The sequence below is a fragment of the Actinacidiphila alni genome (genome assembly GCF_900112845.1).
GTDB lineage: Bacteria > Actinomycetota > Actinomycetes > Streptomycetales > Streptomycetaceae > Actinacidiphila > Actinacidiphila alni.
This window is the reverse complement of the sequence record NZ_FONG01000001.1, coordinates 110,094-125,278: the sequence shown is the minus strand read 5'-3', so window position 1 is coordinate 125,278 and position 15,185 is coordinate 110,094. Positions and strand designations below refer to the sequence as shown.

General features: G+C 72.1%; 12 protein-coding genes and 1 pseudogene. 8 read left to right on the top strand and 5 right to left on the bottom strand.

Annotation, left to right across the window (positions count from 1 at the left end; translation table 11 throughout):
• Positions 1-78 precede the first annotated feature (78 nt).
• Genes BM076_RS00480 through BM076_RS00465 form a run of 4 tightly spaced genes read left to right on the top strand, consistent with a single transcriptional unit; the run spans position 79 to position 4,679 of the window.
• Positions 79-1,422 (top strand): extracellular solute-binding protein, encoded by a 1,344-nt coding sequence (locus BM076_RS00480; protein WP_093711279.1) that lies wholly within the window; start codon positions 79-81, stop codon positions 1,420-1,422.
• Positions 1,423-1,433: 11 nt separating this feature from the next.
• Positions 1,434-2,432 carry a carbohydrate ABC transporter permease gene (locus tag BM076_RS00475; RefSeq protein ID WP_093711278.1) on the top strand — a complete coding sequence of 333 codons (999 nt, stop codon included), beginning with the start codon at positions 1,434-1,436 and terminating at the stop codon, positions 2,430-2,432.
• Between the two features lie 22 nt (positions 2,433-2,454).
• Positions 2,455-3,294 carry a carbohydrate ABC transporter permease gene (locus BM076_RS00470; protein ID WP_093711277.1) on the top strand — a complete coding sequence of 280 codons (840 nt, stop codon included), beginning with the start codon at positions 2,455-2,457 and terminating at the stop codon, positions 3,292-3,294.
• A gap of 29 nt (positions 3,295-3,323) precedes the next feature.
• The gene (locus tag BM076_RS00465; protein ID WP_093711276.1) at positions 3,324-4,679 is read left to right on the top strand and encodes a GH1 family beta-glucosidase; all 1,356 of its coding nucleotides are present in this window, start codon (positions 3,324-3,326) and stop codon (positions 4,677-4,679) included.
• Positions 4,680-4,763: 84 nt separating this feature from the next.
• On the opposite strand, the gene allB is transcribed toward BM076_RS00465, so the two are convergent.
• Complete coding sequence (gene allB, locus BM076_RS00460; protein ID WP_245795616.1) at positions 4,764-6,125, bottom strand: allantoinase AllB; 1,362 nt, start codon at positions 6,123-6,125, stop codon at positions 4,764-4,766.
• A gap of 173 nt (positions 6,126-6,298) precedes the next feature.
• Between allB and BM076_RS00455 the strand changes: the two genes are divergently transcribed.
• Entirely contained in the window at positions 6,299-7,075 is a 777-nt protein-coding gene (locus BM076_RS00455; protein WP_093711274.1) for an IclR family transcriptional regulator, read from the top strand.
• 31 nt (positions 7,076-7,106) lie between these two features.
• Here BM076_RS00455 and BM076_RS00450 read toward each other — a convergent pair whose 3' ends face one another.
• Together BM076_RS00450 and BM076_RS00445 are read right to left on the bottom strand one after the other, a co-directional pair.
• Entirely contained in the window at positions 7,107-7,469 is a 363-nt protein-coding gene (locus tag BM076_RS00450) for a DUF5955 family protein (protein WP_265737067.1), read from the bottom strand.
• Positions 7,470-7,541: 72 nt separating this feature from the next.
• Positions 7,542-9,473: a protein kinase domain-containing protein gene (locus tag BM076_RS00445; RefSeq protein WP_093711273.1), complete on the bottom strand. Its 1,932-nt coding sequence runs from the start codon at positions 9,471-9,473 to the stop codon at positions 7,542-7,544.
• A 118-nt stretch (positions 9,474-9,591) separates the two neighbouring features.
• Here BM076_RS00445 and BM076_RS00440 point away from each other — a divergent pair, with 118 nt between their 5' ends.
• The 3 genes from BM076_RS00440 to BM076_RS00430 all read left to right on the top strand — a co-directional run bounded on the left by BM076_RS00440 (position 9,592) and on the right by BM076_RS00430 (position 12,591).
• Positions 9,592-10,269 (top strand): nucleotidyltransferase family protein, encoded by a 678-nt coding sequence (locus BM076_RS00440; protein WP_177246265.1) that lies wholly within the window; start codon positions 9,592-9,594, stop codon positions 10,267-10,269.
• Positions 10,270-10,408: 139 nt separating this feature from the next.
• Positions 10,409-12,028: a malate synthase A gene (gene aceB, locus BM076_RS00435; protein WP_093711272.1), complete on the top strand. Its 1,620-nt coding sequence runs from the start codon at positions 10,409-10,411 to the stop codon at positions 12,026-12,028.
• Positions 12,029-12,102: 74 nt separating this feature from the next.
• On the top strand, positions 12,103-12,591 hold the full coding sequence (locus BM076_RS00430) for a GNAT family N-acetyltransferase (RefSeq protein ID WP_093711694.1): 489 nt from the start codon (positions 12,103-12,105) through the stop codon (positions 12,589-12,591).
• On the opposite strand, the gene BM076_RS00425 is transcribed toward BM076_RS00430, so the two are convergent.
• Both BM076_RS00425 and BM076_RS00420 read right to left on the bottom strand, forming a co-directional pair.
• Positions 12,572-13,387 carry an SDR family oxidoreductase gene (locus BM076_RS00425; protein WP_093711693.1) on the bottom strand — a complete coding sequence of 272 codons (816 nt, stop codon included), beginning with the start codon at positions 13,385-13,387 and terminating at the stop codon, positions 12,572-12,574. The two genes, BM076_RS00430 and BM076_RS00425, sit on opposite strands and share 20 nt — an antisense overlap.
• Positions 13,388-13,534: 147 nt before the next feature.
• Positions 13,535-14,923 (bottom strand): annotated as a pseudogene (locus tag BM076_RS00420) (nucleobase:cation symporter-2 family protein); the annotation flags it as partial.
• Positions 14,924-15,185: the final 262 nt, after the last annotated feature.

Below are 15,185 nucleotides of genomic sequence, written 5' to 3'. Positions count from 1 at the left end.
AAGTTAAATCACGGCCTGAATTAAGGCACAGGCGCTGTTCACTTCCTGAAGTGGACCCACCTCTGAGAGGGAACCGTTATGCGCACCTCCAGCACCTCCAGCAGACTCCTCGCGGCCACTGCCCTCGTGGCCGCGCTCGGTCTCACCCTCTCCGCCTGTGGCGGCGGGGACGACGACAACGGCAGCAGCGGCAGCAAGGGCAAGTCCTCCAGCGGCGGCACGCTGACGTACTGGGCGAGCAACCAGGGCACCAGCCTCGACAACGACAAGCAGGTGCTCACCCCCGAACTGGCCAAGTTCACCCAGCAGACCGGCATCAAGGTCAAGCTGGAGGTCATCCCGTGGTCGGACCTCCTCAACCGGATCCTGGCCGCGGCCACGTCCGGCCAGGGCCCCGACGTGCTGAACATCGGCAACACGTGGTCGGCCTCCCTCCAGGCCACCGGCGCCCTGCTGCCCTTCGACGACGCGACGTTCGCCAAGATCGGCGGCAAGGACAAGTTCGCGCCCGCCTCGATCGCCGCCGCCGGCGCGGCCGGCAAGGACCCGGCCGCGGTGCCGCTGTACTCGATGGCGTACGGGCTGTACTACAACAAGAAGATGTTCGCCGACGCGGGCATAGCCAACCCGCCCAAGACCTGGGACGAGCTGGTCGCGGACGGCAAGAAGCTGACCACCGGCGGCCACTACGGTCTGGCGGTCGAGGGCGGCAACGGTTCCGAGAACATCCACCACGCCTTCGTGCTGGCCAAGCAGCGGGGCTCGGACTGGTTCGACGCGTCCGGCAAGGCGACCTTCGACACCCCGAACAACGTCGCCGCGGTGAAGCAGTACGTCGACTTCATCGCCAAGGACAAGATCGCCGCCAAGGGCAACGCGGAGTACGCGCAGAACCAGACCATCACCGACTTCGCCACCGGCAAGGCCGCGATGATGATGTGGCAGTCCGCCGCCACCTCCATCAAGTCGCACGGCATGAACCCGGACCAGTACGGCGTGGTCCCGGTCCCGACCCAGCAGGCGGGCGCGACCGGTGACGCCGGTGTCACCTCGATGGTGGCCGGCATCAACCTGGCGGTCTTCAAGAACTCCAAGAACATCGACGGCGCCCTGAAGTTCGTCAACTTCATGACCAGCGACGCCGAGCAGAAGACCCTCAACTCCACGTACGGTTCGCTGCCGCCGGTCAAGGCCGCGCAGAGCGACCCGGCGTTCCAGACCCCGGACCTGAAGACGCTGGCGAGCGTGCTGGGCAGCTCGGCCGCCCCGCTGCCGCAGGTGCCCAACGAGGCGCAGTTCGAGACCCTGGTCGGCACCGCGGTCAAGGACCTGTTCGCGGACGCCGCGGCCGGCAAGGACGTGACCACCGACTCCGTCAAGGCCGCGCTGTCCAAGGCGCAGCAGCAGATGCCCGCTTCCTAAGGATCGGCTCCATGACTGCCACCGCCCCTCCTCGGAGCGCCCCCGAGGCCGGCCCCTCCGACGGCAAGTCCGTCGGAAGGGGCCGGCTCCGGCCGCGTGTTCCCGATCGGCTGCGCCGCGTCGGCGTGCCGTATCTGATGCTGTTCCCCGCTCTCATCCTCGAACTGCTGATCCACCTGGTGCCGATGATCGTCGGCATCGTGATCAGCTTCAAAGGTCTCACCCAGTTCTTCATCCGCGACTGGGGCAGCGCGCCCTGGACCGGCCTGGACAACTACCGCATGGCGGTCAAGTTCAACCAGCCGGTGGGCGAGGCGCTGCTGCACTCGTTCTGGGTGACCGTCCTGTTCACCCTGCTGTCGGTCGGCTTCTCCTGGCTGATCGGCACCGCGGCGGCGATCCTCATGCAGGACGCCTTCCGCGGCCGGGCGGTCCTGCGCGCGATCTTCCTGGTGCCGTACGCGCTGCCGGTCTACGCGGCCGTCATCACCTGGGCGTTCATGTTCCAGCAGGACACCGGCCTGGTGAACCACGTGCTGCACGACCAGTTGCACGTCACGTCCAACAAGCCGTTCTGGCTGATCGGTGACAACAGCTTCTGGGCGCTCGTCATCGTCTCGGTGTGGAAGTCCTGGCCGTTCGCGTTCCTGTGCCTGATGGCCGGCCTGCAGAACATCCCGCGCGAGCTGTACGAGGCCGCGGCGATGGACGGAGCGGGCATCTGGCAGCAGATCCGCAAGATCACCCTGCCGTCGCTGCGGCCGGTCAACCAGGTGCTGGTCCTGGTGCTGTTCCTGTGGACGTTCAACGACTTCAACACGCCGTTCGTGCTGTTCGGCAACTCCGCGCCGCACTCGGCCGACCTGATCTCCATCCACATCTACCAGTCGTCGTTCATCACCTGGAACTTCGGCTCGGGCTCGGCGATGTCCGTGCTCCTGCTGCTCTTCCTGCTCGTGGTGACCGCGTTCTACCTGCTGTTCACACGGAAGCGGGACGTCGATGCCTAGGATCCCCGTTCAGCCGTCGCCGATGGCCTCCCCGAAGTCCTTCCTGTGGACCCGCCGGATCTTCCTGACCCTGCTGCTGCTGTTCGTGCTCACCCCCGTGTACGTGATGCTCAGCTCGTCGCTGAAGAAGCTCCAGGACGTCCAGGGCTCCTTCCAGTGGCTCCCCAACGGGATCACCTTCCGGCCGTACGTGGACATCTGGAAGACCGTGCCGCTGGGGCACTACTTCATGAACTCGCTGATCGTCTCGGTGAGCGCCACGCTCTTCTCGGTGATCATCGCGATCTTCGCGGCGTACGGCGTGAGCCGGTACCGCTTCCCCGGCCGCCAGTTCTTCACCGTGACGGTGCTGTCCACGCAGATGTTCCCCGGCATCCTGTTCCTGCTGCCGCTGTTCCTGATCTTCGTCAACATCGGCAACAGCACGGGCATCCAGCTCTACGGCAGCCGGCTCGGCCTGATCATCACCTACCTCACCTTCTCCCTGCCCTTCTCCATCTGGATGCTGGTCGGGTACTTCGACTCCATTCCGCGCGACCTCGACGAGGCCGCGAAGGTGGACGGCTGCGGCCCGTTCGGCGCGCTGTTCCGGGTCGTGGTGCCGGCCGCCATCCCCGGCATCGTCGCGGTGTGCGTCTACGCCTTCATGACGGCGTGGGGCGAAGTGCTCTTCGCGTCCGTCATGACCAACGACTCCACCCGCACGCTCGCCGTGGGTCTGCGCGGCTACGCCAGCCAGAACGACGTGTACTGGAACCAGGTCATGGCCGCCTCGCTCGTGGTGAGCGTGCCGGTGGTCGCCGGATTCCTGCTCCTGCAGCGTTACTTGGTGGCCGGGCTCACCGCCGGCGCCGTCAAGTGACCCCGACCCCTCATGAATTGGGAAACTCTGTGAACGACCTGAGCAATCTTCCCGCCGATTTCGTCTGGGGCGCGGCCACCGCCGCCTACCAGATCGAGGGCGCGGCGGACGAGGACGGCCGGGCCCCGTCCATCTGGGACACCTTCTCGCACACTCCCGGCAAGGTGGCGGGCGGCGACACCGGCGACGTCGCCTGCGACCACTATCACCGCTGGCCCGAGGACCTGGAGCTGATGCGGGCCCTCGGTATCGACTCCTACCGCTTCTCCGTCGCCTGGCCCCGGGTGATCCCGCAGGGTTCGGGCGCGGTGAACGCGGCCGGCCTGGCCTTCTACGACCGGCTGGTGGACGCGCTGCTGGAGGCGGGCATCACGCCCAACGCCACGCTGTACCACTGGGACCTGCCGCAGGCGCAGCAGGACCTGGGCGGCTGGCCGGAGCGGGAGACCGCCGAGCGGTACGCGGAGTACGCGGCCGTGGTCGGGCAGGCGCTCGGTGACCGCGTCAAGGACTGGGCGACGCTCAACGAGCCGCTGTGCTCGGCCTGGATCGGCCATCTGGAGGGCACCATGGCCCCCGGCTGGACGGATCTGACGGCGGCGGTGCGCGCCTCGTACCACCTGCACGTCGGTCACGGCCTGGCCGTCAAGGCGCTGCGGGCGGCCCACTCCGATCTGCGGATCGGCATCGTCAACAACCTCAGCCCGTGCGAGCCGGCCACCGACCGCGACGCCGATGTCGCGGCGGCCCGGCGCGCCGACGGCCACACCAACCGCTGGTGGCTGGACCCGATCCACGGCCGCGGCTACCCGCAGGACATGGTGGAGCTGTACGGCGTCGACCTGCCGATCAAGGACGGCGACCTGGAGTCGATCGCGGCTCCGCTGGACTGGCTGGGGCTGAACTACTACTTCCGCAACGTCATCACGGACGACCCGACGGGTCCGGCGCCGTACGCCAAGTCGGTGTACCTGCCGGGCGTGCGGCGGACCGCGATGGACTGGGAGGTCAACGCCGACGGTCTGGAGCAGCTGCTGGTCCGGCTCTCGGAGGAGTACGGCGCGCGCCGGATCTTCGTGACCGAGAACGGTTCCGCCTATCACGACACGGTGGGCCCCGACGGGCAGGTGGACGACCCCGAGCGGTCCGCCTACCTGGAGGAGCACCTGGCCGCGTGCGCGCGGGCGGTGCGCCGCGGGGTGCCGCTGGCCGGCTACTACGCCTGGTCGCTGCTGGACAACTTCGAGTGGGCGTACGGCTACGACAAGCGCTTCGGTCTGGTGCACGTCGACTACGCCACGCAGAAGCGCACGATCAAGGGCAGCGGGCGCCGCTACGCGGACATCATCGCCGCCCACCGCCGCCGGGTGCGGCGCGCGGCCTGAGCCGCTGCGTACCGCGGCTGCGGGGCGCCGCGGGGCGGTGGAACGGCCGGGAAGCCGTTCCACCGCCCCGCGGCGCCGCGGGCGTCAGCTCCCGCCGGCCGGCCGTTCGATGAGCCGGCCGGCGGGCTCGCCCGTCACCCGGCCGTCGCGCGCGACGGGTTCACCGCGCAGCCAGGTGCTCCGTACGACGCCGTGCAGGGTCTTGCCCGCGTAGGCCGTGATCGGGTTGCGGTGGTGCAGGTGCGCGGGGTCGACGGTGAAGGTCTCCTCCGGTGCCAGCACCGCGAAGTCGGCGTCGTGGCCCTCGGCGACGGCGCCCTTGGCGGTGAGCCCGGCGAGCCGGGCGGGCCCGGTGGACATCCAGCGGGCGACGTCGGCGACGGTGTGGCCGCGCCGCCTGGCCTCGGTCCAGACGGCGGGCAGCCCGAGTTGCAGGGACGAGATGCCGCCCCAGGCGGTGGCGAAGTCGCCGGTGTCCCGGTTCTTGAGGTCGACGGTGGACGGCGAGTGGTCGGAGACCACGCAGTCGATGGTGCCGTCGGCGAGCGCCTGCCAGAGCAGGTCCTGGTTGGCGGCCTCGCGGATCGGCGGGCAGCACTTGAACTCGGTGGCCCCGTCCGGCACTTCCTCTGCTGTCAGGGTGAGGAAGTGCGGGCAGGTCTCCACCGTGACCCGGACGCCGGACCGCTTGGCGGCGGCGATCAGCGGCAACGCGCCGGAGGAGGACAGGTGCAGGACGTGGACGCGGGCGCCGAGCCGCTCGGCCAGTGCGATCAGTCCGGCGATCGCGGTGTCCTCGGCGGCGCGCGGCCGGGAGGCGAGGAAGTCGGCGTAGCGCGGGCCGCCACGCCGCGGGGCGCCGTCGATCAGTCCCGGGTCCTCGGCGTGCACGATGAGCAGCCCGTCGAAGCGGGTCAACTCGGTGAGCGCGTCGGCCAGTCCGTCCGGGGACAGCTGCGGGAACTCGTCCACGCCGGAGGGCAGCAGGAAGCACTTGAAGCCGAACACACCGGCGTCGTGCAGCGGCTGAAGGTCCTTCAGATTGCCGGGCACGGCGCCGCCCCAGAAGCCGACGTCGGTGTGCACCCGGCCGCGCGCGGTGTCCTGCTTGACCGTCAGATGCGCGGTGGTGGTGGTCGGCGGGATGCTGTTGAGCGGCATGTCGACCAGGGTGGTGATGCCGCCGGCCGCCGCGGCGGCGGTGGCCGTGGCGAAGCCCTCCCATTCGGTGCGGCCCGGGTCGTTGATGTGCACATGGGTGTCGACCAGGCCGGGCAGCAGGACGTCCGCGCCGAGGTCGGTCAGCCGGGCGCCGTCCGGGACGGCCGAGTCGTAGGGGCGTACCGCGGTGATCACACCATCGGCGACGGCGACGTCCGCGGGCCGTTCGCCCTCGGGGGTCACCACGCGCCGCGACCGCAGGATCAGCTCCGCCGCGTCCTTCACGTACCCTCCAACCACCGCTTCAACAATCCGTTGAACGAAATGTGCAGGAAGATCCCGCGGACCGTCAAGGGCGTGTAAGCTTCCGCACAGCGGAAACCAATTTTCGCAAGGGTACGCTCGCGCACCACCGGCGGGCACGCCCACGCAGCTGCCGACCATGCCGAGGAGAGCACGTGTCTGCTGACCGCGCCGGGGGCGTCCAGTCGCTCGAACGGGCCTTCGACCTGCTGGAGCGCATGGCGGACGCGGGCGGAGAAGTCGGGCTCAGCGAACTGTCGACCAGCAGCGGGCTGCCGCTGCCGACCATTCACCGGCTGATGCGCACCCTGGTGAGCTGCGGCTACGTCCGCCAGCAGGCCAACCGGCGGTACGCGCTCGGCCCGCGGCTGATCCGGCTCGGCGAGACCGCGTCCCGGCTGCTGGGCACCTGGGCCCGGCCGTTCCTCGCGGAACTGGTGGAGGCGACCGGCGAGACGGCCAACATGGCGCTGCTGGACGGCGACGAGGTCGTCTATGTGGCGCAGGTGCCGTCCCGGCACTCGATGCGGATGTTCACCGAGGTCGGCCGCCGGGTGCTGCCGCACTCCACGGGCGTCGGCAAGGCGCTGCTCGCGGATGTGCCGCCGCAGGACGTACGGGCGCTGCTGGCCCGTACCGGCATGCCCGCGCTCACCGAGCGGACGATCACCGAACCGGACGCATTCCTCGCCGAGCTGGAGCGGATCCGCGCCCTCGGCTACGCGGTGGACGACAACGAGCAGGAGGTCGGGGTGCGGTGCCTCGCGGTGACCGTGCCCGACTCCCCCACCATGGCGGCGATCTCCATCTCGGGGCCCGCGGGCCGGGTCACCGAAGCGGCCACCGACAAGATCATCCCGGTGCTGCACCAGGTCGCGCGGGAGCTGTCGGCGGCGCTGGCGAACACCACGCCGGCGGTCCCGGCGCCCTGACACCGGTCGCCGCCCGTCAGCACATCCAGGGTCAGCGCTGCCGGGTCGCCCGCTCCACGGCGAGCCGCAGTTCCGCGACCGGTTCGGCCAGCGCGCTGACCGAACCGAGAGCCGCGGCGACCAGTAAGAGGGAGTGCCGCAGCACCTCGGTGTCCAGCTTTCCCGGCGGTCCCGGCAGGGCCGCGAGCCGGGTCAGCGCGTCCAACTCGTCCTCCGCGACGGCCCGGTCGGGCAGCGCGGGGCGGTAGGCCGCCAGTTCCCGCCGCACGCGGGCCACCGCCGCCCGTAACTCCGCCACCGCCGGCGTGCCGTCCGCCGCCGCCGTCCGGGCGGCCGCGCCGCCACGGTCGTCGTCGACCACCTGTGTCTCCCCCACCGCGAACTTCTGCCTCACACCCACTCCGCCCCGGCTGTCCGACCATGCCGCCCGGAGCCGATCAGTAAACGCGAAGGTATGGGCGTCGCGCTATACGGTCTTCAAAAAATGCGCCAAATTCGCTGGACCGAGGGTTTGTTGGTTTGGCGGCGCGTCCCCTTGTCCCGCTTCGGCCGCGCGGCCCCCGACCCGCCAGACGGTGACGTCCAGGCTGGCACTGGGTGCCGGGGCCTCCAGCGGACTGAAGGCCCGGAACACCACGAGCGCGACCGTGCCGTCCGACGTCCGCAGGCAGAGCCGGGTGCCGTTCGCCACAGCCCGGCGCGGTATCGAGACCCGCTCGAAGGTGCCGCTCTCGCAGCCCGCCAGGGTGGCGGGCGCCCGCGGGTCCAGCAGCGCGAGGGTGCCGTGTTCCGGCTCGGTGGCGAACGCCTCGGCCTGTTCGGTGTAGCCGATGTCCCCGGTCAGCGGTCCCGGGCTGAGCACCGGCGGGTCGGTGACGAAGGACAGGCCGTAGCCGGCGGGGAGTTGGAGGCCCCGGTAGAGGGTGCCGGCCGGTCCCGACGGGGTGACGGGCGTCAGCGGCGGCGGCTCCGGCGATCCGGTCGCGTCGCCGCCCCCGGTGCCGGGGTCGGCCGGACGTGTGGTGGCGCCGGGACCCGAGGGCGACGGCCGGACGCTGGGCGCCCCGCCCGCCGCGGGCGACGTGGGCGCCGCGCCGCTCACCCGGTGGTCGCTCCCGCCACCGTCACGGCCCATGACCACGGCTCCCGCGACGGCCGCGACGGCGAGGGCGGCGACGGCCGCCACCACGGTGCCGCCTCTGCGGCGGGCGGGCGTCCGCTGGAGGTGCGGCAGGTGGGGGCGGTACTGCGGCAGATGTGCGGTGGGGCGGGCCCAGCCGTAGTGCAGCGGGCTCGGCGGCCCGGCCGGCGGCGGGGCCAGCGGTATCGGCGGGGCGGGCGGCGGCATCGCCGGGACGATCGCGGCGAGCAGTGCGGGCGGCAGCCAGCGGTCGGCCCGGCGCAGCGCGGCGTCCGGCGCGGCCTGCGCGCACATCGCGATGATCTGCGCGGGCGAGGGCCGCAGCGCCGGGTCCTTGATCAGGCAGCGGGTGACGATCTCGCGCAGTTCGCCGGGGAGTTCATTGAGGTCGGGGTCGTCCTGGGGGCTCCTGGCCGGTGCCTCGTCGGCCGGTCCCGTACCCGGCGGGCCGCCGACGGGCGTGCCGATCGCGGCGTGGACGGCGATCCGGCCGAGCGCGAAGACATCGGAGGCGGGTCCCGTGGGCTTGCCCGCGGCCTGTTCAGGCGCGGCGAAGACCGGTGCGGCTCCGGTGATCCCGGCGAGACCGAAGTCCTTGACCCGGGGGCCGTCGGCGGCCAGCAGCACCTGGGCCGGGCTCAGGTCGCCGTGCACGACGCCCGCGTGGTGCAGGGTGCGCAGCGCCTCGGCGATCCCGGCGACCAGCCGCAGCACGCTCGGCACCGGCAGCGGCCCCGTCGTGTCGACGGCGGTGCGCAGGGACAGGCCGGGAACGTATCCGGTGGCCAGCCACGGGCCGGTGCCGTCCGGCTCGCTGCCCTCGGGGCGCCCGTCCTGCCCGTCGCCGTCGTCCGGATCGCGGTCGTCCGGATGCCGGTCGTTCGGATCGCGGCCGCCGCGGTCCCGGTTGTCCGGAGCGCCGCCGTCGCGCGCGCCCGCACCGGGATCGCCGGGGGTCCCCGTACCGCTGTCGACGTACGGGACCACGTACGGCCCGTGGACCTGGCGCAGGGTGTGCGCGTCGTGCGGGAAACGGGCCGCGAAACCGGGGCGGGCGACGGTCGCGGGGGCGAGCAGCCGGAGCGCCACGGGGCTGCCGCCGGGGGCGTGCGCGAGGTAGACCCGGCCGCCGCGGCGCCCGTCGCCGGTGCCGAGCCGCGCGCTGATCCGGTAGCCGGAGACCTCCGCCGGGTCGTCGGCCGTCAGCGGCTGGAAGACCGGCCGCCCGAAGTCCGGCCCGGTGTGCTGAGCGCCCATCAGTCCCCGTTCCCTCGGCCGGTCACCACCCCTTCCGGCCCTCACGCCGACGATACCGGAACACGCCACGCCGACCGCGGCCTGTTCGGGCATGGCCCCGTCACGGTATGCAGGAGCCATGAACACGAAGGGCGAGGTGGCCGGACTGCTGCTGGCGGCCGGCGGTGGCCGGCGGCTGGGCGGCCGGCCGAAGGCGCTGCTGCCGTACGAGGGGCGCCCGCTGGTCGAGCACGCGGTACGGGTGCTGCGGGACGGCGGCTGCGGTCCGGTGCACGTGGTGCTGGGCGCGGCGGCCGACGAGGTGGTCGCCGCGGCCGATCTTTCCGGCTGCGTGGTGGTGCGCAATCCGCGCTGGGAGGAGGGCATGGGGTCCTCGCTGCGGGCGGGTCTCGCCTCGCTCGCTGCGGCCGGTCCCGCGCCGGCGGCGGCGCTGATCGGGCTGGTGGACCAGCCCGGTGTGGGTGCGGCGGCGGTGGCGCGGGTGCTGGCGGCGGCCGGCGGCGGCGAGGCGCTGGTGTCGGCGCTGGCCGCCGCGGTGTACGACGGCAGGCGCGGGCATCCGGTGCTGATCGGCGGTGCGCGCTGGGCCGGGGTCGCGGGCAGTGCGGCCGGGGACCGCGGGGCGCGCACGTATCTGCGCGAGCACGCGGAGCAGACCGTCCTGGTGGAGTGCGGGGACATCGGCGACCCCGCGGACATCGACACCCCGGCCGACCTGCGGCTTCTGCGGCCCGCCGAAGACCGGTCGGAGCCCGGTGGCGGGACCCCCTCTGCACCGGGTGCCACAAAACGTTGAACTTCCGCACTGTGAAATCTATACTCCACCTCGCAGAAGCGTCCGTACCTCGGACCGGCTCAGGCACCGGCAGGCACTCGGTGCCACGGCCGCATCCCGGCGGGCGCCAGGCACACTCGCACTCTGGAGCAGTGACAGCATGTCCGCATCAGCGCCGTCTCCGGCCGTCGTTTCCGAGGCCGCCGGACCCGTCCCCCGCGCGGAGGAGGTGCTGACCCCCGAGGCCCTGGTGTTCCTCGCCGAGTTGCACCGCCGCTTCGCGCCCCGCCGCGCAGAACTGCTGGCCCGCCGCCGTGAACGGCGCGCCGAGATCGCCCGCACCGGCACCCTGGACTTCCTCCCGGAGACCGCGCACATCCGGGACGGCGACTGGCAGGTGGCCCCCGCCCCGGCCGCGCTGAACGACCGCCGCGTGGAGATCACCGGCCCCACCGACCGCAAGATGACCATCAACGCGCTCAACTCCGGCGCGAAGATCTGGCTCGCCGACTTCGAGGACGCCTCCGCGCCGACGTGGGAGAACGTCATCGGGGGCCAGGTCAACATGACCGACGCCTACGAGCGGCGGATCGACTTCACCTCCCCCGAGGGCAAGACCTACGCCCTCAAGGCCGCCGACGAGCTGGCCACCGTCGTGATGCGCCCGCGCGGCTGGCACCTGCCGGAGCGGCACCTGACCGTGGACGGCGAGCAGATCCCCGGCGGTCTGGTCGACTTCGGGCTGTACTTCTTCCACAACGCCAAGCGGCTGCTCGACCTCGGCAAGGGCCCCTACTTCTATCTGCCGAAGACCGAGTCGCACCTGGAGGCGCGGCTGTGGAACGACGTGTTCGTCTTCGCCCAGGACTACGTGGGCGTGCCGCAGGGCACCGTGCGCGCCACCGTGCTGATCGAGACGATCACGGCCGCGTACGAGATGGACGAGATCCTCTACGAGCTGCGCGACCACGCCTCCGGGCTGAACGCGGGCCGCTGGGACTACCTCTTCTCCATCGTCAAGAACTTCCGCGACGGCGGTGCCCGCTTCGTGCTGCCGGACCGCAACGCGGTGACGATGACGGCGCCCTTCATGCGCGCGTACACCGAACTGCTGGTGCGCACCTGCCACAAGCGCGGCGCGCACGCGATCGGCGGCATGGCGGCCTTCATCCCGTCGCGGCGCGACGCGGAGGTCAACAAGGTCGCGTTCGAGAAGGTCAGGGCGGACAAGGACCGCGAGGCCGGGGACGGCTTCGACGGCTCCTGGGTGGCGCACCCGGACCTGGTGCCGATTGCCCGTGCCTCCTTCGACGCGGTGCTGGGCGAGCGGCCGAACCAGAAGGACCGGCTGCGCGAGGACGTGCACGTCACCGCCGCCGAGCTGATCGACATCGCCTCGCTGGACGCCAGGCCCACCTTCGAGGGCCTGCGCAACGCGGTGCAGGTCGGCACCCGGTACATCGAGGCGTGGCTGCGCGGCCTCGGCGCGGTGGCGATCTTCAACCTCATGGAGGACGCCGCCACCGCCGAGATCTCCCGCTCGCAGATCTGGCAGTGGATCAACGCCGGTGTCGTCTTCGAGAACGGCGAGAAAGCGACCCACGACCTCGTGCTGCGGGTCGCCGCCGCCGAACTGGCAGCGATCCGCGAGGAGATCGGCGAGGAGGCGTTCGCGGCGGGCAAGTGGACCGAGGCCCATGAACTGCTGCTGCGCACCGCGCTCGACACCGAATACGTCGACTTCCTGACGCTGCCCGCCTACGAGCAGCTCCAGGGCTGAGGGGACGTGCTCCAGGGCGTCGCCGGGCGCAATCCGCTTGCGCCCGGCGACGCCCGTCCCGCATGCTGCCCGGCATGATCATCCGCGACGCGACCGACGCCGACTGGCCGCAGATCTGGCCGTTCCTGCGGCGGATCTGCGAGGCGGGCGAGACCTTCAGCTATCCGACCGACATCACCGAGGCCACCGGCCGGGACTACTGGATGCTCCCGCCGCCAGCGCGCACCGTGGTGGCGGTCGCGGACGACGGCACGGTGCTGGGCACCGCCAAGATGAACGCCAATCAGGGCGGCAACGCGGCCCATGTCTCCAGCGCCAGCTTCATGGTCGACCCCGCGCACTCCGGGCGCGGGGTCGGCCGGGCGCTGTGCGCCGAGGCGCTGCGCTGGGCGACGGCGGAGGGTTTCCGCGCCATGCAGTTCAACGCGGTGGTGGAGTCCAACACCCGCGCGGTGAAGCTGTACGAGTCACTCGGCTTCCGGGTGATCGGCACGGTCCCCGAGGGCTTCCGGCACCCCCGGCTCGGCTATGTCGGGCTGCACATCATGCACCGGGCGCTGTGATCCCCGGGCCGCGTCCGGCCCTGGCGTCCCGCTTGAGGTGCGCGGTGCGGGCCGCCAGATAGTCGTCGTAGGTGATCCGGCCGTCGGCGCGGCCCGGTGTCAGATTGCCGCCCGCCCGCAGCTCGGCCATCAGCGCGCCCGGCAACCGCAGCGGCACGACCAGCCGGCGCCGGCCCGCCGCGCGCAGCGTGGCGCGGGTCAGATCGGCGGCGCTGCGGATCTGCGGGCCGCCCAGGTCCGGTGCGTGACCGGCCGGTTGGCCCGCGGCCAGCTCCACCAGCCGGTCCGCGACCTCGCCGACGTCGATCGGCTGGAAGCTGACGCCCGACAGGGTCAGCACGGCGGGCAGCCGCTTCTGCGCGACGGTCAGCCGGGCCACCAGGCTGTGGAACTGGGTGGTGCGCTGCACCGTCCACGGCAGTCCCGACTCCTCGACGACCGCCTCGGCGGCGAGCTTGGCACGGTAGTAGCCGAGCGGGACCCGGTCGATGCCGACGATCGAGATGTAGACCAGGTGCGGGTCGCCGCCCGCCGCGACCGCTGCGCCGGTCAGCCGCCGGGTGGCCTCGACATCACCGCGGCCGTTGGTGGTGGCGCAGTGCGCGATCGTGCCGACGCCCGCGAACAGCGCGTCGTCCAGGCCCGCGCCGGTCCGCAGATCGCCGACCGCCCACTCGTACGGCCGCCGGTCCGCCGCCGGCCGCGGGTGCCGGCTGAGCAGCCGTACGGGCCGGCCGGCGGCGAGCAGCCGACCGACCAGCGCGCGGCCGAGGGTGCCGGTGCCGCCGGTGACCAGGGTGACGGCGTCGGCATCGGTGTCGGATGCCGGTCCGGTGTCGGCGTCCGGTGCGGTGTCGGGTTCGTTCGCGGGCTCGGTCGGGCTCAAGAGCGCTCACCTCTGGCTGTGGCCGGTTGAACGCATGGTAGACGGCGCTCCCCCGCGTCAGCGGGATTCCGCGACCGCCGCCGCGGGTCCGGTGCGCGGTCCTGGCACCACCGCGTCCGGCACCACCGCGTCCGGCGGCGCGGCGGCGGGGGTGCGGCGGCCGGTGTGGTGGAAGGCGAGGTTGAGGGCGACGGCGACCAGGCAGCCGGTGCTGATGCCGGAGTCCAGGACGATCCGCAGATGCGGGTCGAAGCGGTCGTAGAAGCCGGTGGAGACCACGGGGATGATGCCGACGCCGAGCGCGGCGGCCACGATCAGCAGATTGTCGCTGTCGGTCAGATCGGCCTCGGTGAGCGTCTTGACCCCGCTGGCCGCGACCGTGCCGAACAGCACCAGTCCCGCGCCGCCGAGCACCGGCTGCGGCACCAGCGCGATGACCGACGCCAGCACCGGGCACAGGCCCAGCAGGACGAGGATGCCGCCGGCCGCGGCGACCACGAAGCGGCTGCGTACTTTGGTGATCGCGACCAGGCCGATGTTCTGCGCGAAGGCGCTGGCCATGAAGCCGTTGAACACCGGGCTGAGCGCGGAGCCGAGCGCGTCGGCGCGGATGCCGGCGGCGATCGTCGCCTCGTCGGCGGGGCGTTCCACGATCTTGCCGAGCGCCAGGATGTCGGCGGTGGACTCGGTCATGCAGACCAGCATCACCACGCACATCGAGATGATCGCGGCGATCTGGAATTCGGGCGCGCCGAAGTGGAAGGGCGTCGGGAAGCCGACGAGGTCGGCGTGCCGGATCGCGCCGAAGTCCGTCTTGCCCAGCGGCAGCGCGAGCAGCGTGCCGAGCACCAGCCCGATGAGGATGGCGATCTGCTGGAGGAAGCCGGTCAGCAGCCGGCGCAGCACCAGCACGATCACCAGGGTCGCCGCGGCCAGTGCGATATTGGACTGCGAGGAGTAGCCGGGGGCCGAACTGTCGCCGCCCTGGGCTCAGTTGACGGCCACCGGCAGCAGCGAGAGCCCGATCAGGGTGATCACCGAGCCGGTGACGACGGGCGGGAAGAACCGTACGAGCCGGCAGAAGTACGGGGCGAGGACGAAGCCGGCGACGCCCGCGACGATCACGGCGCCGTAGATCGCGGGCAGCGCGTGGCCGGGGGCCGCGGACTTGCCGATGGCCAGCATCGGCGCGACGCCCGCGAAGGACACGCCGTTGACGAAGGGCAGCCGGGCGCCGATCCGCCCGATGCCGAGGGTCTGGAGCAGGGTGGCGAGGCCGGCCGTGAAGAGGCTGGCGCTCATCAGGAAGGTGATGTCCGCGGTGGACAGGCCGATACCGGCGCCGACCACCAGGGGCGGTGCGACCACCCCGGCGTACATCGCGGCGACGTGCTGGAGTCCGCTGGTGAGGAGCCTGCCGGGCGGGAGTGACGCGTCCACGGGGTGGACGGGTTGAGCGGTGACCACGTTTCCTCCTGGCGGTTGAACGCGGCGCGCGCCGGACATGGCGCAGTCGCGGTTTCAGGGAGGTGCGTCGGGTGAGGGGCCCGGGCCGGACGGGGTGAGGGTGCGTCGGGCCGAGTGGGGGGGGTGAGGGGGTGAGGGGGTGAGTGCGGCGGGGGTGAGGGGGTGAGGGAGCCTCGCGCCGGGCGGGGTGAGAGGTGCCCCCGGACCTGGTGGGTGAGGGGTGCCCCCGGGCCGCGGGTCC